The sequence below is a fragment of the Brenneria tiliae genome, from assembly GCF_023347575.1.
GTDB lineage: Bacteria > Pseudomonadota > Gammaproteobacteria > Enterobacterales > Enterobacteriaceae > Brenneria > Brenneria corticis.
Genome location: NZ_JAKPCB010000098.1, coordinates 70256 through 91282 on the forward strand (window position 1 = coordinate 70256; position 21027 = coordinate 91282).

Sequence of the window (21027 nt, forward strand, 5' to 3'; positions counted from 1 at the left end):
GGTGGGGTGAAACACTACTCCGGCGACGCACCGTTTGCCGTTAGCTGCCGCAATGCGCTCAGCAGGTCGTCATACGCTGCCCGATCCTGCTGCAACTGGGCGGAAAAGGCCGCCTTGCCGGCCGGGATATCCGTCCGGACCGCTTGCGGGTCCGGCTGATGGTTTTCCCGCGCCGGCGCACCGGCCGCCGCGCGTTCCTGCGGCGAAAAATCCACTTTCTCCAGCGGCGGCATCAGCTCCGCCAGCGCCGGGTTGAGCAACCAGGGCGTGGCGGCATAGTCGAGCGCGCCGTTGGCCAGCGGATAGTGCTCCCTAGCTAAGCTATCGCCATCCTGGACCGTCGCCGGCGGCGCGGTCGGCCGCAGCGATGCGTTTTGCGCCTCTTCGCGACGCTTTTCCTCCTGTTCGCTCAGCCGCTCCATCATGTCCGACGCGTTGGACGCGGGCAGGAAGACCGGCGATACCGGCTGTTTATCAACCGTCAGCGTCAGGCTTCGGCTGGCCGTTCCCCCCTGTCCGTCGCTCACCGTTATCGTCAGTTCGAAGCTGCCGACAGCGAGCGTCCTGCCGCTGATGGTGCGCGTGTCGGCATCGAAGACCAGCCCCTCCGGCAGCCCGTCAACGCGCCAGCTCAACGCGTCGCCGTTGACGTCGCTGAACAGATCGCCCGCCAGCGTGGCGCGGTACGCCGCGGCCTGCGTGGCCGCCGGCAGTTCCGCCTCGGCGTCCGTCGCCTGCGGCGCGCTGTTGACGATATTGACCGTCGCCGCGATATTCAGAACGGCGGTATCCGCGCCGCCGTTCGCGGTGCCGCCGTCATCCTGCACCGCCGTCAGCGTAATAATGCGTTCGCCCGCCGTTACGACGGCGCTGTCGTTGGCATAGGCCAGGCCGTCGATCAGTGCCGCCGCGCCGGCGGAGGAAAGACCGTCGGCGCGGGTGATGACCAGCGTGGCGGTGCCGTTGTCGAGCGTTACCGTCACCGTCAGGCCGCTGGCGGTGGTAACGGCGCCGTCGGTCAGCGTGACGCTCGCGCCGTCGACTATCAGGCGCTCGGCATTATCGGCGACGCCGGAAACCGTCACGGTCAACGCCGCGATGGATTGCCCCGCTTCCACGGCGGCAACCTCGGCCCCATTGAACAGCGGCAACGCATCGTCGCCCGCCGCGTAGTTTGCATTGATCGGCGCGACGCTCAGCGTGGGCGCGTCGTTAACCGCCGTCACCGTCACGGCGGCGGTGACGGCGAGCGTCGTGGCATCGACGCCGCCGTCCGCCGTGCCGCCGTTATCCTGAATGGCGCTCAGGGTAATGCCGCGCGTGCCGACGGTGGGATCGTCGCTGACGTTGGCGTAAGCGATGCCATCAACCAGAGCGGCCGCGGCCGCGGCGGAAATGCCCGCCTCGCCGGCGATCGCTACGGTGGCGACGCCGTCGCTGAGCGAAACGCTGTAGGCGTAGCCGCCGGCGGTGGTGCCGGAACCGGCTATCAGGGCGATGGCGGTGCCGTCAATCGTCAGCGTCTCGCCGGCGCCGTCGCTCAGGCCGGAAACGCTCAGCGTCAGGGCGTTCACCCTCTGCCCCGCTTCCACGGTGGAAACGGCCGTGCCGCTAAACAGGCCGGCGGCCTCGCCGCCTTCCACATAGCCGGCGTCGGCGGACGTGGTGGTCAGCAGCGGGGCATCGTTAACTTCCGTGACGTTCAGAGACAGCGTCACGCCGGCGCCGGCGCCATAGGCGTCGGTCACGCGCAGCACGAGACTCAGGTTCGCGCCCGGATCGTCGCTGGCGTTGCTATAGCCGATCTGTTGCAGCACCCGATTGGCGCTAGCGGTGGTCACATCCGCCGTAAAGGTCAGCGTCAGCGTACCCTCAACGTCGGCGAAGGCGGCGATGGCCGCGCCATCCAGATAGATCGTGCCGTCCGCCAGCGTCAGACCGTTGCCGTCAACAAAGCTATAGCCATCGTCGCCGCTGGCGCCGCCGTCGCGCGCCAGCGTAATAACCGCGCCGTTATAGTTGCCGGCGCCGTCGGCCAGCGCGTCATAGTCGGCGTCGCTGAGGGTAATCGCGTTGAGCGGCCGTATGGTTTCCTGCTCGTGGTAATCAACGGTGATTGCCGTCAGGCCATCCTTAAGACTGACCACGCCGCCGCTGCCGATGACCACCACCGCGCCGTGCGCGCCGGTCACCACGCTCCGGGCGCCGGCCAGCGCGGCCGTCGACGAGCTGGAAAGCGTTTCGACCAGCGTCAGCGAACCATCAGATTTATAGCGGCTGATGCTGCCGTCCGAGCTGGTCACATATAGCGTGCCGTCGTCGCCGGACAGCGCAACGGCGGTAACGCCGGACAGGTCGCCCAGCGCGCCGTCATAGCTCAGCGTGCCGCCGGCGGCGTCAAAGCCGAATACGGCGACGCCATCCTCGCTGGCGACGTAAATCGTGCCGCCATCGCGGGAAACGGCGATATCGACGGGTCCGGACATGTTGATGGCGCTTTCGCCAGCGGCCGCGCCGTCACGCAGCCAGGCAACCGCGCTAAGCGTGCCGTCCGCCGCGCGTTGGTAGACGATCAGCGTATTGGCGACCGTCTCGGCGGCCGGATCGGTCGCCACATACACATAGTCGCCCACCGTCTCCACGCCAATCGCGGTAAACAGATAAGGCTCGCTGCCGGTGGCTGCGCTGATGGACTGGCGCAACGCATACTGGCCGCTCTCCGCGTCCAGGGTATAAACCAGCAGGCCGGAGTAGTTGCCGTCCACCACGTACAGGGCGCTGCCGTCGGCGGAGATGGTCAGGTCGACGACGTTTTCCGTGGTCAGCGACTGTACCTGCGTCAGGCTGCCGTCGCCGCCGTCGCGGCTGAAAATGGTAATGCTGTCCCCGCCCGCGCCCAGCAGATAAAGCGTGCCGCCGTCTTCGCTCACCTCGATCAGCGAAACGGATGAGACGCCGCTATCCAGCGTCTGCAACAGCACCAGTTCGCCGGTAGCCGTGTTGCGGCTGAAAATGGCGATGCCGCCGTCGCTGCCGGCCACATACAGATAATCGCCGCCGGCGGTCAGCGCACTGGCGGTAATATCGTTAAGACCGCTGACGGCCGTCAGGCTGGCCGCCACCTCCAGGTTGGTGTAATCGGCGCCGGCGCTGAACTCGGGCGCCGAGTTGTTCACCACTTCAATCGCCGCGGCGCTTTCCAGCAGGGCGGTATCGCTGCCGCCGTTGTCCCGGCCGCCGCTGTCCTGCACGCTAAGGGCGAAGGTGCGGACGCCGGCGGTCTGGGTATTACTGAGGTTGGCGTAGCTGCTCTGTTCGATCAGCGCGGCGGCGGCATCTGCCGCGATGCCGGCATCGCTGGCGATGGTCACGACGGCGGTATCGCCGTCAAGGGTAACCGTGTAAGCGTAACCATTGTCGAGCGTGCCGCTGCCGTCGACCAGCGCGATACGGCTGCCGGCGACGGTCAGCGTTTCGCTGTCGCCGTCCGCCAGGCCCGCAACGGTAAAGGTGATGGCGGAGAGAGTCTGATCGTTTTCCACCGTCGAGAGGGAAACATCGCTGAACAGACCGGCGCTGCTGCCGGAGGTGGAGTAGATGGCATCCGCCGGCGTGGCGCTCACCAGCGGCGCATCGTTAACCGCAACCACCGCGACGCTGGCCGCAATAGATGGCGTGACGCTATCGCTACCGCCGTTGGCCGTGCCGCCGTCGTCCTGCACCGCCGCCAGCGTCACGGTGCGCGCGCCCGCCGTCGGATCGTCGCTCTGGTTGGCGTAGCCCAGTCCGGCAATCAGCGCCGTCGCATCCTGCACGGCGATACCATCGCTGCCGCTAATCGTCACCGTGGCGGTTGTACCGTCCAGGGTAACGCTATAGCTATAGCCGTTCGCCGTTTCCCCGGCGGCATCCGCGGTCAGAGAAACGGCGGTGCCGTCGATAACCAGCGCTTCGCTGGCGCCGTCGCTGAGTCCGGAGACCGTCAGCACGATATTGCTGATGGCCTGCCCCGCCTCGCCCGTTGATAGGACAACGTCGCTGAACAGCGTCGCCGCGTCGGCATTCTCGACGTAGGTGGCGACGGCGGGCGTGGCGCTGACGGCGGGCGCGGCGTTGGTCAGCGCCACGGCCACGGTGCTGGCGATCGCCAGTTCGCTGGTGTTAACGCCGCCGTTGTCCGTCCCGCCGTTATCCTGAATCGAGGTCAGCGTAATAATGCGCTCGCCGATAGTCGGGCTATCGCTGGCATTGGCGTAGGCGATACTGTCGATCAAGGCGTCGGCGGCCTCCGTCGGCAGGCTGCCGCTGAGCGTAACGGTGGCGACGCCATCGATCACGCTGACGGAGAGCGTATAGCCGTAGTCGGCGGTGCCGCCGTCCTCGTTGTTCAGCGTGATGGTGCCCCCGGCGCTGGCGCCGTCGGTCAGCGCCACGCTGACGCCGCCCACCGTCAGCGTCTCACTCTCGCCGTCCGTCAGGCCGGAGACGGTCAGGGTCAGGCTGCTGACCGTCTGCCCCTCCTCTACCGTGGAGACCGCGCTGTCGTCGAACAGTTTGACCGCGTTGCCGCCGCTGGTGTAAACCACGCTGCCGCCGCTGGTTTGCAGCGTCGGCGCGTCGTTGATTTCGGTAACGGCGAGCCGCAGATCGAGGCTGCCTGACCTGTACTGGTCCGCCACGGAAAGCGTCAGCGTAATGCTGCCGCCGGGATCGGCGCTGCCATTGCTATAGGCGATCTGTTGCAGCACCTGATTGGCGACGGCGGTGGCGACGTCGGCGGTAAATTTCACCGTCAGCGCGCCGTCCGCGCTCGCAAAGGTGCCGATGGCCGCGCCGTTAAGGGAAATAATCCCATCGGCCAGCGTCAGGCCGTTGCCGTCGGTAAAGCCGTAGCTGTCCGCCGCATTGGCGCCGCCGGCGCGCGCCAGCGTAAAGGCGGCGCCGTTATAGTTGCCGGCGCCGCCGTTTAGCGCATCGTTATCGGCGTCGGAGAGAGTGACGCTGGCGGCGGGGTTGACGATGCCGCCTTCGGTGTAGGCAACGGCCACCGCGCCGGTGCTGATCTGCCCCAGGCCGGTGCCGTTGTAGAAGCCGCCGACGTAGATGGAGGATCCATCCGAGGAGATCGCATAGCGGAAAGCCCGGCCTCCGCTGTTGGTCAACGAGTCTGTTCGGGTCAGCGAGCCATCGTCGTTGACGCTGTAGACATAGACCGCGCCGGTCAGGTAGCCGACGTAGAGAGCGGTTCCATCGGCCGAGAGCGAGAGCCCCCAAACCTGCGCGGCGGAAACGGAGGCGACGCGGGTGACGGCGTTGCTATCGCTGTCGTAATGCAGCGTGACCACCGTCCCGCCGGAACCCGTCGCCACATAGATATAGCCGGCATCCGAAACCACGATGCCTCTTGAGGTGGCGCTCAGGCCGATACCGGTTCCTGTGGTGGCGTACGTCAGGGAACCGTCGTCATTGGCGCTGTAGACGACAAGCCGGGAGCCGCCCAGTACGTAGACATTGCCCGACGAGTCGACGGCGACGGCCGAAGCGGTGCCATAGCTGTCGCTGTAGGCGCCGGCCAGGGTCAGCGCGCCATTTTCTTCAACCCTGTAGGCGTAGAGCGTGCTGGCGGAGACGACATAAAGCGAATCACCGTCCGAGGACATCACCATCTGCTTGATTTGCGATGCATCGGCCACTTCCGCACTCAGGCCGGTGGCGCTGAGCGTACCGTCGTCGTTGACGCTGAGAACGGTAATGGCATAGGCGCCGGATGCGTCCTTGCCCACCAGATAGACATACTGGCCGTCGGCGGAGTAGATCGACGAAGTGGCGCTATCCAGGCCATTAATCTCAATACCGTTGGCATTATCGCCATCGTCGCCGGCGCCCTGGACAAAAGTTTGCACCAGGGTCAACGCGCCGGTCTCCGTGTCTCTGCTGTAGACATACAGCGTGCTGTTGCCCGAGGGGGTGATCGCGTGGGAGTTGCTGCTGTTGCCCAGCACGATCAGCGTACCGTCGTCAGCGGAGAGTTGCAGACCGTAGACATACTGGTTAAAGCCGGTCAGGTTGCCATCAATGGTGTACGCCAGCGCGCTGTCGGGCGCATCCAGCACCGGCGCGCTATTATTGGCCTCGTCCAGGGTAATCACCCGCAGCGTCAGCTCGGCGCTGGCGCTGGCGCCCGACTCGTCGGTCGCCGTTACGGTCACGGTATAGTCGCCCACTGCGCCGGCGGTGCCGGAGATGGTCAGGGTGGCGGCGTCGAAAGTCAGGCCCGTGGGCAGCCCTTCGACCGTCCAGTTCAGGCTATCGCCGTAGAGACTGTCGGCGTCGCTAAACAAGGAGGTATCCAGCGTGACGCTGTAGCCGGCGTTTTCGGTGGCGTTCGCCAGCGCGCTGGAAACCTCTTCATTGACCTGCGGCGCCCGATTGGCGATCTGCTCCACCGTCAGATCCAAATCCAGGGAAGCGCTGGCTCCCGAGGCGTCGCTGACCGTTACGGTGACGGTAAAATCGCCGGCTTCCGTGGCGGAACCGGAAATGGTGCGGGTCGCGGCGTCGAAGGTCAGCCCTTGCGGCAGGCCGCTGACGCTCCAGATCAGGCTGTCGCCGTCGGCGTCGTTGAACAGACCGGGGAACAGCGTAAAGCTGTAGTCGGTCTCGCTGGTCGCGGCACTCAGGACATAGCCGGTGGACGCATCGGTATTGACCTGCGGCACCGCGTTAACGCGCAGGGTGGTCACCACGCTATTGCTGGCGAGCGCGCCGTCGCTGGCGGCGACGGTAAGCAGGATATAGCTGCCGACTGCGGCGCCGTCGTTGGCGTAGGTAAGCTGTTGCAGCACCTGATTGGCGATCGCCGTGGCGGCGTCGGCGGTAAATTTCACCGTCAGCGCGCCGTCGTCGCTGACGCTCAGGGTGGCGATGGCGGCGCCGTCAAGCGAGATTACGCCGTCGGCATAGGTCAGACCGCCGCCGTCGGCAAAGCCGAAACTGCCGCCCGCCACGTTGGCGCTGACGGTGATGCCGGCGCCGTTATAGTTGCCGGCGCCGTCGTTCAGCGCGTCGAAGTTGCCGTCGGCCAGCGTTATGCCGTCGGCGAAGGTGGCGTAAGCCCCCCGGTCGAGGGTCTGCGCGGCGCTGTAGCGGCTTACCCCGCCGCCTCCGGCCACCAGCACGGACAGGCCGTCGCCGGAGACGGCGATATCGCTGGCGCTGCCGCCGGCGATGCTGCTGACCGGCGTCAGGGCGCCGTCCCCGCCCACCGCGTACACGCCGATGGCGCCGCCGGTAGTGGCCGCGTACAGCAGGCCGCCGTCGCGGCTCAGGGCGATGCCGGAAATGCCGTCAAGGCTCAGCGTGCTTTGCAGGGTAAGCGCGCCGTCGCTGAAGCGGTAGACCTGTATGCTGTTGTCCGCGCTGCTGCCCAGGTATAGGAAAGCGGCATCCTCGCTGACGGCCATCAGGTAGGTCGAACTGCTGGAACGCACGGCGCTGGCGGTGACCGAATCGATACGGGTGAGCGTGCCGTCGTCGTTGATCTTCAGCACCGACAGGGTATCCGTGTAGGCGACGAACGAGCTTCGATCGCCGATGACGAACAGGTAGCCGTTGGCGCTGACCACCGTCTCCGCCCGGGACACGCCCAGGTCGCCCTCGCTGACGGTCTGGATCAGGCTGAGCGCGCCGCTGTCGCCGTCGCGCGCGAAGACCGCCATGCCGTTGTTTTGCAAGGTGACGTAAACGTAGGCGCCGTCGGAAGAGAGGGCGATATTGCGCGTGGTGTCGCCGGCCGAAACGGTCGACACCGCGCCCAGGGAACCGTCCTCGGCCAGGCTGACGGCATAAACGTCGCCGTTGCCGCCGTTAACCAGATAGAGCGACCGGTCGTCGGCGCCGATCGCCATATCGGCGACGCTGCCCAGCCCCTCCACGGCGCTGGTGCCGACCAGCGTCAGGCGGCCGCCGTCGTCGACGGCAAACACCGACAGCGCGCCGTCTCCGGCGGCGTAGGCGTAGTCGCCGCCGCCAGCGTAAACCACCGTCACATTATCGCCAAGATCGTCGATGGTGAAAGACTCGGCCGGCTCCAGCGCGCCGTCGTCGGACAGCACCGGGGCGACGTTGACGCGGCTGTCGATGGTAACGGTGGAACTGATGTCCAGCGCGGCGCTGTCGCTGGCGTCGCTCAAGGTTTTCAGGGTGACGGTGACCGCGCCGCTTTCAACGGTATTGTCCAGCGGTTGATAAGCGATGCTGTCGATCAAGGCCGCGGTGGCCTGAGGCGTGCCGCCCTCCAGCGCGGACTCGATGCTGACGGTAATGGTGGCGGCGTCGCCGCTTACCGTTACCTGGTAACTGTAGCCGCCGTCGGTGCTGCCCTCGCCAGACTGCAGTTTTATTTCCGCGCCGTCGATGATTAGCGCCTGATTGGCGCCGCTGCGGTTTACCGTGACGACCAACTCCGTCAGATTCTGGCCGCTGCTATCGCTCGTCACGGTGACGCCGCTGAACAGATCCACGGCGGGGAAACTGTCGCTACTGTCGGTAATGGCGACGGCGGCCTGAACCGGGGTAGCATCGACGCCCGGCGCGGTATCGGTGGCCGCGACCGTGGCCGCGACGTCGGCCGCCGTGGTTACGGCGGCGGCATCGAACATCATGCGCGGTTCGAGCAGCATGGCCTGACGGTAACGAGGTGTGGGTTGGCGTATTGTCATCGTAGTTTTCCGCAAGTCAAAATGGTGTAAGGTCGGCGCGATTATTCGATTAATCTCACCAGGCTGCTCTGTTGAAACAACTCGTCGGCAATCTCTTCCAGACGCTGCTGAATGTCGCTTTCCCCGCCGGCAAAATCGACGTCCGTAAGATAGGTCTGGTCTGAACTATTCTCCGAACAGGTTTCCAATCCAGGTTTGGCGACCAGGTTAAAGGCTTCCGACGGATTCACGACGATCAGGTAAACCTTGAGGTCGCGCCGCCGAAAGCTGGAACATAGCGCGTTCAGGCGAGGCGTGACCTCGGCGGAGGTGCTGCCGAACGAGGTGAACGAGCCGTTGATAAGCATGATTATCGCTTTGGTGCGCCTGACGCCGTCCTCACTAAAATCCTTCGGCAGATCGTCATCCAGATCCCAGCCTTCGCTTCCGCGGAATGCCGGAGCCAGCGCCATGGCGCTCCATCCCAGCGCCAGATCAAAACTGTTGGATGACGATCCCGGCAGGCGCATCTCATCCAGCCGGGATTGAATGGCTTCGATATCGTTGCTTAGCGGGAGCAGCGGCGCGACGGGGCAATCAGGAGACGTGCGCATCCGATCGCCCTGATCGATTACCTGACCGCGAGAATATTGAATATAGCTATTGACCGGACGGTTCGGCCCCACCAGAACCGAATAGGGATTATCAACCTCGGCGCGCAGTTGAAAAGAGACCATAAACCGGCCCGTCGGCGCCTGTTCCCAGAAATAGTTTTCACCGACGTCCATGCCCCGATACAGGCACAGCAAGTTGGCGCGCCGATCCGGGATGCGGCCGTCCGCCAGAATGTTGCTGCTGATAGAAGGCTCCACCACCGCCAGGCCGGGGGGATTGATCCCCTCCGATGAAGCCCATTGACGAATCAGCGCGGGGCGTCGCTCATCGTATACGCTGACGCTGCCGGCATAAGGCACCAGCGCCAGCCAGACATTGTCGCTCTCTTCGATAAGCAAGTCGGCAAGGTAGCGGCCAAAGTTGCGCAACGCGGCCAGATTACCCGCACCGTTGCTGGCCGTATAGGCATTCGGCATCGCCAGCGCCACTTCCAGTGAGGCGGTGCGCACCTCCACCGTCGAATGGATCTGCTGTTCCCGGCTGTTCAGATCCAACAGTTCCGGGTCGGTGGCAAAGGTCGCGGTCACGGTATAGGTCGGGTAATTATCACCGCTGCGCCCGGCGCTGACGCTGACTTTCTCCGGCGAGAACTCTTCCGCCAGCTTGTCGTTTATGCCCAGGTTGGCGCGGACGTACTCGTAGGCCAGCGCGTTAATCTGCTCCTGATCGAAATCCTGATTCCGTTCGTTGCTCGCCACCGCCTGATGCCCCACCGCCAGCGCGGCGGCGTCGGTGGCGCGCTTAATCTGCGCCGCGTCGCCGGTGGCGACGGAGGAGTCGACGATAAACGCGGCGGTGACCAGCAGCGCCATGGTTCCCAGCACATAAAACGCCGCGCCCGCGCCGCGCTCCTGACGCAGGAAAACGCCCAGCGCGCCCATTAAGCGCCGCCCGCGGCCGGCGGTATTACTCTTCATTGTCCGCATACTCCTCTTCCGGCTGCCCCGCTTCGCGCCCCAGCGCGAGATCCAGCGCAATCACGCCGTCCGCCGTCCGGTTTACCTGGGTGACGTGCAGCAGGTTACTCAGCGACAGTCCGCCCAGCAGCGAGATATCCCGGCCCTGGCGGCACAGTTCCACCACCAGCATGGCGACGCTTTCGCTGCCGTCTTCCTCTTTTTCCGGCAGTTCGCCGGGATAGCTCGCGCCGTAGGCCGCCTGATTATCGGGGCACACATTTTGCGAACTGCCGCGATTCAACTGCCAGTACAGCGCCCCGGTCTGGCGGACATTGCTGATAAGCAACTGGTATTCGCCCTGTTCGCTCTCTTGCGGCAGCACCGCGTCCAGCAGCCCCTGCAGGCCTTCCTGCGTCAGATCCCGCTGCCGGCTCAGCACGGAAACGATGGCGCCGGCGCGCTGCTCCATCCGCTCCCGCTCCAGATTCACGCTATAGATGTCCGCGCACAGCGTGCCGATCGCCAGCACAATCGGCAGCGCCAGCGCGGTTTCCACCGCCGCGGAGCCGCGCCGCGCGCGCCGGAAGCGGCGTAACGTTTTTCTTACGCTAGTCATTACGCAGTTCCGTGCCGAAAACATGTTTGTACTGGTAGCGGAAGGTGTCGCCCAGCGTCAGCACCTCGGGCAGCGGGGTAATAAACGCCTTCTGGATTTGCACCGTCACCGACCACACCGGCAAGGTGCCGCCGGCCTCGCCGTCATCCGCCTCTTCGTCGCCGGTATTGACGGTCAGGCCGCCAAGCTGGCTCAGATTATCGAAGTGCAGCACGCTGACGGTGAGATCCTCTTCCTGCAAATAGCCGTATGCAGCGTCGATCATCCGCTCTTTCAGGTTGCTCGCCATCTGTTCGGCGCTGTCGGCGTTGAGATCGTCGAGGCGGAAGGTCTGTACCGCCTTGTCCAGAGCGGCGCTGCCCACGGCGATCACCAGCGCGATACGCGCCAGTTCGAACAGCATCATCACCCCCACCAGCACCACCGGCACCAGAAACGCCACTTCCACGGCGATCGCGCCGTGCGTACTGCGCCAACTCACACCGTCACGCCGCCGCATCTTCATCACTCGGGATTGCTAAGCTGCAAACGCTGACGGCTGGAGAGCAGCAGCGTTTCGCCGCCGTTGTTCTCCTGGCGCATCTGCTGTAAACGCTGCTGCAGCGTCTCCATCAGCCCGTCGATAAAGCGCGGCTGGGCGATGGTCGCCAGCGTACCGCGCGCCTCGTCCTGGCGACCGTCGTAGAGATAGGCCAGCGCCAGATTCAGCTTGTCGGCCGGGTTGCCGTTATCCACCGAACGCAATAGGCCGATGGCTTTGCCCGCCTCGCCGCTGGCCAGCCAGGAGAGCGCCAGATTGTTTATCGCCGCCACGTCCGCCGGGTTAACCTGCAACGCCTTTTCAAACAGCTCACGGGCTTCGCCGTGTCTGCCCGCCGCCTCCAGCACCACGCCCATGCCGTTAAGCGCGCCGACGCTGTCCGGCTGTGCTTTCAGCGCACAGGCGAAATCTTTCTGCGCCAGCGCATGGCGCCCCAGCGCCAGCTGCGCGCGCCCCATTCCCAGGCAGATCGCCAGCGCCTCCTGTGGTTTCAGCCTGTCGGTAGCGCCCAGCTCATGGCGGGCGCGGCCGTACAGCTCCAGCGTCTGCTGCGGCTGACGCACCGGCGCCGCCACGCTGGCGTACTCCAGCAGTTCGGTTCCCTGCAGCTCGCCGCGGCCGTCCATGCGGGCATAGACTTCCGTCGCCGCCTCAATGCGGCCCTGATCGCGCAATAACCGCGCCAGACGCAGCCCTTCATCTTTGGTGCCCTTAATCGCCATTGAGCTGCCGCACCCTGTCAGCAGCGCGCCCAACAGCAGCACCAGCAACAGACGGGCGCCCCACCGGCATCCGGTCGCCATTTTTTTCACCCGATCAAAATCAAACATGTTCGCATACCCTCAGTACCTTCTTTTTTTGTTGTAAGATTCCCGCCTGCATAGATACCCCTCCCCCTCATTCCCGCAGATACCCTCGTCATTCCCGCAGATACCCTCGTCATTCCCGCAGATACCCTCGTCATTCCCGCGCAGGCGGGAATCTGCTTTTCCAGACGACTCGGTGTCGCCTGAGATCCCCGCCTGCGCGGGGATGACGATGCCTGCGCGGGGATGACGATGCCTGCGCGGGGATGACGATGCCTGCGCGGGGATGACGACGCCTGCGCGGGGATGACGACTCCTGCGCGGGGATGACGGAGAAGAGTTCCCGTCCCGCCGCTACTGCGCCAGCAGCCGAATCACCCGCACCAGCGCGGGCGACGCCATAATGGCGATAATCGGCGGCAGGATAAGCGCCATCAGCGGCACGCTGAGCTGGGCGGGCAACTTGCCCGCTTTTTCCTCCAGCGTAAGCAGCAGCGTTTTGCGGCTTTCGTCGGCGATGGTGCGCAGCGCCTGCGACAGCGGCGTACCGTAGCGTTCGGCCTGGATCAGCGTGGCGACCATACTTTCTATTTCCGCCACCCGGGTTCTTTCCGCCAGATGGATCATCGCCTGGGTGCGATCGGAGAGGATCTGCAACTCGGCGGCGGTGTAATGCAGCTCGTCGGCCATTTCCGGCGACGACAGTCCCAGCTCTTTCGATACCACCTGCAATACGCGGCCGATGGGTAATCCGGCTTCGGCGCACACCACCATAAGATCCAGCGCGTCCGGCACCGCGCGCGCCAGCTTTTCGCCCCGGCTGGCGGCGCGCCATTTCAGCCACCACTCCGGCAACAGCGCGCCGACAAAAAAGCCGATCAGCCCGGCGGCGATGCCGGTCAAGCCGAGGCGGTCGGCGGGCGGCAGCCAGCCCCACACCAGTGTCAGGGCGCACAGCAAGCCGACGAAAAATTTGCCCATCACCAGCCAGCCCACCGCTTCGTGGCGGCGAAAGCCGGCCAGGTCGAGCAGGCGGCGCAGGTTAAGACGATCCCGATCGGATCCGGAAAGGCGATAGCCCTGTTGCGCTATCGGTAACAAAATTTTTTCCATCCAGGGAGCGAGGGTTGTTCCCTGTCCTCTCAGGATAGAATCCTGAGAGGACTCCCCTATAGGGGAGCTGGGCAGATGCGCCTGCATGCGCTCCGCCAGTTGGCGGTGCCGCCGCTGGCCGCTGTGGTAGCGGGCAAGGTATATCCCCGCGCCAATCAGCCCCAGCGCCAGCAGTAATAAGGGATCGCTAAATACCGTCATATGGGCTCTTCCCTCGTCCTCAGCTTATCCGCTTGACCATAAAATGGGTGACCAGCATCCCCAGGGAGACGCTGCACAGGGCGTAAATCAGCACCGTCGTTCCCACCGGATCGGCAAACAGGAAATTGAAATCATCCGGGGATTTCATATACAAATAGGCCAGACAGCAGGGAAACAGCGCCGCGACAATCTTGGCGGACGCCCGCGCTTCGGAGGTTTTGGACTGCACCTTGAGCTGCAACTCGCGGCGATCGCGCAGCGTGGCGGAGAGCCGTTCCAGCGTCTCCCCCAGGCGGCCGCCGGCTTCCTGATTGATAATCAAAATCACCACGAAAAAGCGGTATTCCGCCATCGGCACCCGTCCGGCCGAGGTCTGGATCACCTGGCGCAGCGGGATCCCCAGCTTCAGCCAGTGGTCGATGGTTTTGAATTCGACCGCCAGCGGGCCGGTCAGATGCTCCGCCACGATGGCGAAGGTGTTGGCCACCGGCACCCCGGCCCGACAGCTGCGGGTGATGGCGTCGATGGCTTCCGGCAGGCTTTCGCGCAGCGCCTTGAGGTGCTTTTGCAGCGTAGCGCGAAACAGCAAAGTGCCGACGCCGGCGAACAGCAGCAGGGAAAACAGCAGCCCCAGCGTCAACGGCAGCAGGGTTCGCTGGCCCAGCGCCATTCCCAGCAGCAACGAAGGCGCCGCCAGTATCAGCGCCCGCCGGCGCAGGTTTTTTTTCCAGCCGATAAACGCCAGCTGCGACCAGATCCCCGCCAGCCAGCGCCCCAGCAGCGGCACCTGCATCAGCGGCGTTTTTATCTCATCGCGCAGAATGGAATCGGAGACCTGCTGCGCCGGCGGCGGCTCGACGTCGGCCAGGATCCGCCGCCAGCGCTGTTCGCGCTGCGCCCGGCGCTGACGCGCCTTTTGCCAGAAATGAACCGCAAGCACCGCCAGCAGCACGCCGCAAAATACCAGCAGCGTCACCAGGTTGAGCAATAAGGGGGTCATCGGCGTCTCCTCAATCCGTCACGGCGCATCAAACAGATGCGCTTTATCGCTGTAGAACTGCGGACGCTGAATATGCTGCACATAGTCGCCGGTCAACAGGCCCTGTCCGTCTTTGCCTTTGATCTGGAAAGTAAACAGGTCCTGTAGCTGAATCACTTCATTTTCCATGCCGCACACCTCGGTGATGGATACCACCCGGCGCACGCCGTCGCGCATACGTTCGATCTGCACGATCAGATGCACCGCGCTGGCGATCTGCCGGCGGATCGCCATCAGCGGCAGCTGCATATTCGCCATCATCACCATATTCTCCAGGCGCTGGATCGAATCACGCGAGGTGTTGGCGTGAACGGTGCACAGCGAGCCGTCGTGCCCGGTATTCATCGCCTGCAGCATGTCGAAACTTTCGCCGCCGCGCACTTCGCCGAGGATGATGCGATCGGGCCGCATACGCAGCGCGTTGCGCATCAAGTCGCGCTGGTCGACCCGGCCGGTGCCTTCGGCGCTCACCGGACGCGTTTCCAGCCGGATCACGTGCTCCTGCTGGAGCTGCAGTTCGGCGGCGTCCTCAATGGTGATAATGCGTTCGTCGCTGCCGATCTTTTGCGACAGCGCGTTGAGCAGCGTGGTTTTCCCCGCCCCCGTCCCGCCGGAGACAATCACGTTCACCCGCGCCTGCATCGCCTTGTTCAGCACGTCGGCCATGGCGTACGACATGCAGCGGCTTTCCGCCAGCGCCTCCAGCGACAGGTTGCGTCGCATAAATTTACGAATGGAGATGGTGGTGCCGTCGATCGCCAGCGGATAGGTAATCACGTTCACGCGGCTGCCGTCCGGCAGGCGGGCATCCACCATCGGGCTGGCCTCGTCGATGCGCCGGCCGACCGCCGCCGCGATACGCTGCGCGGTATTGAAGACATGTTCTTCGTCGATAAAGGTGATGGGCGAGAGCTCCAGCTTGCCGAAACGCTCGACAAACACCTGATTGGCGCCGTTCACCAGAATGTCGTTGACCGTATCGTCGGCCAGCAGCGGCTGGATCGGACCGATGCCGGTCATCTCATCCAGCATCTCCGCGGCGATGGCCTCTTCCTCCTGGCGGGAAAGCTGCAAACGCTGCTCGTCGCAAATCCGGCGGATCACCGTTTCGATCTGCACCAGCAGCTTATCGCGCCCCATCATCGCCGCTTTGCCGGCGTCGATCTGATCGTAGAGCTGCGCGCGGATCAAACGCCGCTGGCCGGTACGGCCGTCCGTCTGCCGCGCCGCCGGCGTCGATGCGCCCGCATTGCCCGCCGCGGGCTGCGCCCGGTTTTCCGCCGCCGGGCGCGCTTTCAGTTCGGTGACGTTGGCCGCCGCCGCAGAGTGGGGAGCGCCGCTGGGCGCCTCGCCTTTTTGCAGATTGTTTTTATATGAATTGTTTTTACGAATCAGCATACTCTTTAACCTTTTGATAAATCGGCAATGTCAGCGGCCTCAGGCGCGCTTTAACCAGCGCGCGAACCAGCGTTTTTCCGCCGGCCTGGCGCGCACGCCGCAGGCCAGATCGACCAGTTGGCGCAGCCCTTGCTGAAAGGCCGGCGCCGCCGCCAGATTCAGCGCCCCCAGCGTCAGGCTCTGCGCCAGCGCATGGCCGGCATGGGGCAGCGCCAGATCGATTTTCCGCCCGGTGAACTGCTCGAACTGCTCGCGGCTGAGCGGCGCCGCGCCGGCGAAACGGCTTTGGTTATGCACCAATAGCAACCGCTGCCCTTCGCTCTCATCGCCGATTTCATGCAGCACGCGCCGCACGTTGCGGGCGTCCTGCAGCGTCAGCTCGGTGACGATGATGCGTAAATCCGCGTAGGTCAGCACCTCCAGCGCCCCGGCGGGATAGCTGCTGGGCAGATCCCAGATAACCTGGTTAAACATGCGGCACAGCGTGCCGCCGAGATTGAGCACGTTATCCACCTCGACCGGGCTTAGCTCCCCCAGATCGGGTTTCTGCGCCAGCAGATGCAAGCGGGTGTCTATGCGCAGCATGGCGCGCTGCAGCAGCCGGGCATCCAGCTCCTGAGTGCCCAGCACCGCGGCCAGCCCGGCGTCTTCGCTTTGCCCCTGCAACAGCAGTTGATCGCCGTTGCGGCGGTCGAAATCCACCAGCGCCACCGGCAGGTGACGCTCGCCGGAGAGCAGCCGGCTTAAGCCCATCGCCACCGTGCTGCCGCCGTCGCCGCCGCTGGCGCTGACCACGGCGATGGTTCGTCCGGTGCGGGCGTATTCCGGCCCGGCCTGCTGGCCGGCGCATTTCGCCAGCGTCGACGCCAGCAGATCCAGCGTGAACGGCTTGACCAGATAGTCCGCCACCCCCGCCTGCAGCAGCGCCCGATACAGACCGACGTCCTGCTCTCTGCCCGTGGCAATCACCTGGCTGGTGGGGCCGCACACGCCGAGCAGTTCCTCCAGCGCCGGCAGAGGCCAGTGCGCGCCGTCCAAATCCACCAGCAGAATGCGCGGCGGCGGGTTCTGCTCGCACCATTGACGCGCGGCGACGATGCCGCCCGCCCTCACCGGGGCGTCATGCTGCTTCAGGCGCGCCAGCTGGTCGCCGACCTCGGCGACCTCATGCTCTTCATGCACAAACGCCACCAGCGGCAGCGCCGGTTCGTCACCGTCGGTCGAGGAAGAAAGGGTTATTTCACTCATGGCACGCCGCTCCCTTAATCTTCATCAAAGTTGATGTCGATGAGCTCTTTCACCTCATCGGCCTGATAGCGTTCGATGCTGTTGACCGCTATTACGCCGTCCGCGTCATCCAGCGCTTTCGCCTGAATCAAATCGCGGGGCTCCGCCACCATCATCGCCAGGTTGTTTTGCGTCGCGCAGCCCAGATATCCCACGCCCTCGAACGGTTTCACCATCAGCAAGTCCGCATCGTTCACCTGGCAGCGGGTGGTTTTCACCGCCAGCGCTTCGGAGATCACCTCCAGATCGCCGGACTGGCCGGCGGCGGAAGAGAGCCGCATCTGTTTCACTTTGCGCGCGTCGGCGCCGGCATTTTTCAATACGCTGGCCAGCCGCCCGGCCATGTGTTCGCCGCGCGCGCTGCGCGGGATCAGCGTCAGCGTCTGTTGCGACAGCCGCCCCTGATCTTTAAGCATTACATTGAGCTGCTTAAGGGATTCCGGGGTAAACCCGCGCCCGCTCGCCGCCACCTGTAACGTCACCGCCAGCGAGGAGGGACGAACCTCGATCGGCGCCAGCTCCGGCTGCGCATAGCGCTGCAGACGCTGGCCGTTGACGTCGCGGTCCGCGCATGCCGCCAGCAACAGACAGACGGCGCAGAGGGTCAGGCGAGATAGCGGACCGGCCGACGGTTTTATCGCGTTATTCTGGTTATTCATTTTTTCACCGTTTCATCATCAGGTTCAGTAGAGGTAACCTACCGCGCCGTAGCTGGGCATTACCGAGTCCAGCGTTTTTACCCCCTGCCCCGGCGTTTGCAGTTCGCCTGCGCTCACCGGCTCCACCACATAGGCGGTGGCGATAATCACCAGTTCGGTTTCCTCATGACTGGACGCTTCGTTTTCGAACAGGCGGCCAAACATCGGAATGCTGCTTAGCCCCGGCACGCCGGTAACGGTCTGGCTGTTGGAGCTGCGCAGCATGCCCGCCAGCGCGAAGCTCTGCCCGCTGGCCAGCTCCACCGTGGTGTCGGCGCGGCGCACGGTCAGCGCCGGGATGGTCGATCCTCCTTCCAGCGTGACCGAACCCACCGAGGTCAGTTCGCTGACTTCCGGCGCGATATGCAGGCTGATGCGGTTGGCGGAGAGCAGGGTCGGCGTCATGCGCAGGATCACCCCGTACGCCTTGTAATCGATATTGACGTTGTTGTTGGTGATGATGACCACCGGCACCTCGCCGCCGGCGGCGAAGGCGGCGGTTTCGCCGGACATCGCCGTCAGGTTGGGTTCCGCCAGCACCGACGCCATCCCCTGTTTGTTCATGGCGGACAGCAAGGTGCTGAGCGAACCGTCGCCGCCGCTGAGGTTAAAGCCGAGGAAGTTGCTGCCGTCCGCCCGGGTAAAGGCCCCGGTGCCGGAATCAAAGAAGTTGCTCAGGGTGCCGGTGCCCGCGCCGATAACGCCGCTGCCCCGGTTCAGGGACGCTTCCCAGTTAAAGCCCAGTTCGTGGGTCAGATTGCGCGACACTTCCACCACCCGTACGCGGATATTGATTTGCGACGGCGTTTTGATTTTTAGCTGGTTGATGACCTTGCCGGACGATTCGCTGCTGCCGGGCAGATTGGCACTGCCGCCACCGCCGCCTCCCGCCGCGCCGCCGCCCGCTGCGGTAGAGACGCTGATATAGGCCTGCACGCTGTCGATCACCCGTTTGGCGTCCTGCGGGGTATCCACGCTGCCGCGCACGATAACGCCGCTCGGCACCGAGGCTTCCAGTTGGATATCCGCGCCGGGAAACTCCCGTTTCATCCGCTCGCTCAGGGCTTTCAGATCGTGTTCGGAAACGATGCGGATGGCGTTGATGACATTGCCGTTTTCGTCCATGGCGTACAGCGTGGTGGTGCCCACGCTTTTGGCGTAAATAAACAGATTGCCCGGCGAGGGCAGTTCAAAGCTGGCAATTTGCGGATCGGCCACCAGCACGCTGTCCGGCAAGGCGTCCAACTGTAATAACCGTCCCTGATGCACGGTCATATGCACCACGTGGGTTTCGGCAACTTCGGAAACGCCGGCGGCGAAAGCCGTGGCGGGTATGAACATCATTGCCAGCCAGCAGGCGGCGGGCAGTCGTTTACACGTATCCCAAAAATCCGCTTTCAAAAACAGGGAAAACATCGTCATTTACTTATATTTCCGTAATGGGCTTCATTTTTCCGTCAGCAGCCTGCCTGAGCGATTCAGAGGCTGCCGGATTGATTGCTCGTCCTATCGGGATGGGAACGTCAGCACATCTTTGTTCTCGCCGCGGAACACCTTGACCTGATGACCGCCGCCGGACAGGCCGTTATAAATATCGGTGGTTTGCGATAATGTGGTCACGTCAGAGCGGCCGGTCCGCGTATCGTCCGCGTCCTCCGGCGTGGTGCTGCGCAAGGCCAGATGCAACATGCCCAGCTCTTTCGCCACCGACAGCACTTCGGCCTGTTTCGGCGTCACTTCAACCGTTACCGTCTGGTAGCTGACCGCGCGCGGCCGGTTGCCGGCGGACTGGCGGTTTCTGGCGTTGGCGTTCGGCGCGCCGCCGGCTTCCGGTTCAACATCCTGCCGGGGACGCACATCGGTATCGGTTTGATTATTCAGCGCCAGCACCCGCAGGTCGCGCGCGATGGTTTGCGACGCCAGCATGGGGGGAACGATCGACTGCGTGCGGCTTGGCGCCGGCTCCGGCTGTTCGTCTCTTTCCAGACTGAGGATGATATCGACCCGATCGCCCGCGGCGACCAGCCCGGCGTTGCTGGCCACGGCGCTGGTGGGAATCGAGATCGCCCGCATGCCTTTGCGCAGCACGGCGGCGACAAATCCCGGCTCATCCTTCTTTACCACCACATTGCTGTTCAGCGGCGTGCCCGCGGGAATCGCTTCGCGCAGGGTGGCGCCGAACAGGGACGCCTCTCTGTCTTTGCCGCGGATAAAATTAAAAGTGCGGGATACCGGTTCTGCCGTGACCTGCCAGCGCAGAGAGGAGGAATCAAGAAAATCACCGGGATGCAGATCCTTCGCCGCCACCAGCACCGCGGTCTGCTGCGGGGCTTTTACCTCCGCCTGCGGCGGCGCGGGCGGCGGTGACGATAAATGGCTGCGCACCAGCAGCGCAACAATCCCTGCCAGGATCAGCGCCCCTGACAGTACGTATGTAGAGTTAACTTTCATGGCAACTTGCCTACCTCAGCCGTGCGCGTCTTAAAAACAGCGACAGAATTAAAACAAGGGAAAAATCAGCACGTACATCGCGCCGAATGCAATGGCTATCCCATAGGGGATGCCCTGCGAAAGGTCGGCCGGCAAAGCAGGCGGCATGGGGAACCGGCTTTTAAATATCCGGTTGGTGGTTTGAATACCCATGGCGACCGCGCCGGGCGCGGTATTGAGCAGCGGCAGGCACAGCGCCAGCACGCCCCCCGCCAGCGCGGTGATCATCACAAAAACGATCTGCTGCCCATGCCCCACCCACAGGCATAAAACGCTCATCAGCTTCACATCCCCGGCGCCGAGCCTGCCGGTAAGGAAAAGCAGAAAACCGATAACCAGCACCGCCGCCGCGCCCGGCAACGCCCGCAGCGCCTGCCACAGCGGCGGCAGATGCGGCCCGCCGGCCTGCAACACATCCAGCAGAGCGAACAACAGCCAGCCCGCCAGTAAAATCAATACCGCCTGATTGGGGATTTTGCGCGTCAGCAGGTCGGTGCCGACGCACCACAGCAAACATCCCGCCAGTAACGCCGTTTGCAGCCAGTGCGCGTAATACGCCGCCACT

Annotated in this window: 13 protein-coding genes; all 13 read right to left on the reverse strand. The window is 64.2% G+C overall.

The annotated features are described in order from the left end of the window. Positions 1 to 14 precede the first annotated feature (14 nt). The 13 genes from MFP24_RS12825 to MFP24_RS12885 all read right to left on the reverse strand — a co-directional run bounded on the left by MFP24_RS12825 (position 15) and on the right by MFP24_RS12885 (position 21026). Positions 15 to 8720: a putative Ig domain-containing protein gene (locus MFP24_RS12825; RefSeq protein WP_249230688.1), complete on the reverse strand. Its 8706-nt coding sequence runs from the start codon at positions 8718 to 8720 to the stop codon at positions 15 to 17. A 41-nt stretch (positions 8721 to 8761) separates the two neighbouring features. Then, positions 8762 to 10291 (reverse strand): TadE/TadG family type IV pilus assembly protein, encoded by a 1530-nt coding sequence (locus MFP24_RS12830; RefSeq protein ID WP_249230689.1) that lies wholly within the window; start codon positions 10289 to 10291, stop codon positions 8762 to 8764. Beyond that, on the reverse strand, positions 10281 to 10889 hold the full coding sequence (locus tag MFP24_RS12835; protein WP_249230690.1) for a TadE/TadG family type IV pilus assembly protein: 609 nt from the start codon (positions 10887 to 10889) through the stop codon (positions 10281 to 10283). Before MFP24_RS12835 ends, MFP24_RS12830 begins: the two co-directional genes overlap by 11 nt. Beyond that, positions 10882 to 11388: a TadE/TadG family type IV pilus assembly protein gene (locus tag MFP24_RS12840; protein WP_249230691.1), complete on the reverse strand. Its 507-nt coding sequence runs from the start codon at positions 11386 to 11388 to the stop codon at positions 10882 to 10884. The genes MFP24_RS12835 and MFP24_RS12840 overlap by 8 nt, the downstream gene beginning before the upstream one ends. Positions 11389 to 11393: 5 nt before the next feature. Next, on the reverse strand, positions 11394 to 12233 hold the full coding sequence (locus tag MFP24_RS12845; RefSeq protein WP_407062005.1) for a tetratricopeptide repeat protein: 840 nt from the start codon (positions 12231 to 12233) through the stop codon (positions 11394 to 11396). A 357-nt stretch (positions 12234 to 12590) separates the two neighbouring features. Then, a complete protein-coding gene (locus tag MFP24_RS12850) occupies positions 12591 to 13550 on the reverse strand; it encodes a type II secretion system F family protein (RefSeq protein WP_249230693.1) in 960 nt (319 codons plus the stop codon). A gap of 19 nt (positions 13551 to 13569) precedes the next feature. Beyond that, positions 13570 to 14550 carry a type II secretion system F family protein gene (locus MFP24_RS12855; RefSeq protein WP_249230694.1) on the reverse strand — a complete coding sequence of 327 codons (981 nt, stop codon included), beginning with the start codon at positions 14548 to 14550 and terminating at the stop codon, positions 13570 to 13572. Between the two features lie 18 nt (positions 14551 to 14568). Further along, complete coding sequence (locus MFP24_RS12860; RefSeq protein ID WP_249230695.1) at positions 14569 to 15987, reverse strand: TadA family conjugal transfer-associated ATPase; 1419 nt, start codon at positions 15985 to 15987, stop codon at positions 14569 to 14571. Between the two features lie 39 nt (positions 15988 to 16026). Next, positions 16027 to 17235: a CpaE/TadZ family protein gene (locus MFP24_RS12865; RefSeq protein ID WP_249230696.1), complete on the reverse strand. Its 1209-nt coding sequence runs from the start codon at positions 17233 to 17235 to the stop codon at positions 16027 to 16029. A gap of 14 nt (positions 17236 to 17249) precedes the next feature. Next, positions 17250 to 17933, reverse strand: a complete 684-nt coding sequence (locus MFP24_RS12870) for a CpaD family pilus assembly lipoprotein (protein ID WP_249230697.1) — start codon at positions 17931 to 17933, stop codon at positions 17250 to 17252. Between the two features lie 24 nt (positions 17934 to 17957). After that, a complete protein-coding gene (locus tag MFP24_RS12875; protein WP_249230698.1) occupies positions 17958 to 19394 on the reverse strand; it encodes a type II and III secretion system protein family protein in 1437 nt (478 codons plus the stop codon). An 84-nt stretch (positions 19395 to 19478) separates the two neighbouring features. Then, a complete protein-coding gene (gene cpaB, locus MFP24_RS12880) occupies positions 19479 to 20423 on the reverse strand; it encodes a Flp pilus assembly protein CpaB (RefSeq protein WP_249230699.1) in 945 nt (314 codons plus the stop codon). A 48-nt stretch (positions 20424 to 20471) separates the two neighbouring features. Beyond that, positions 20472 to 21026, reverse strand: a complete 555-nt coding sequence (locus MFP24_RS12885) for an A24 family peptidase (RefSeq protein WP_249230700.1) — start codon at positions 21024 to 21026, stop codon at positions 20472 to 20474. Position 21027: the final 1 nt, after the last annotated feature.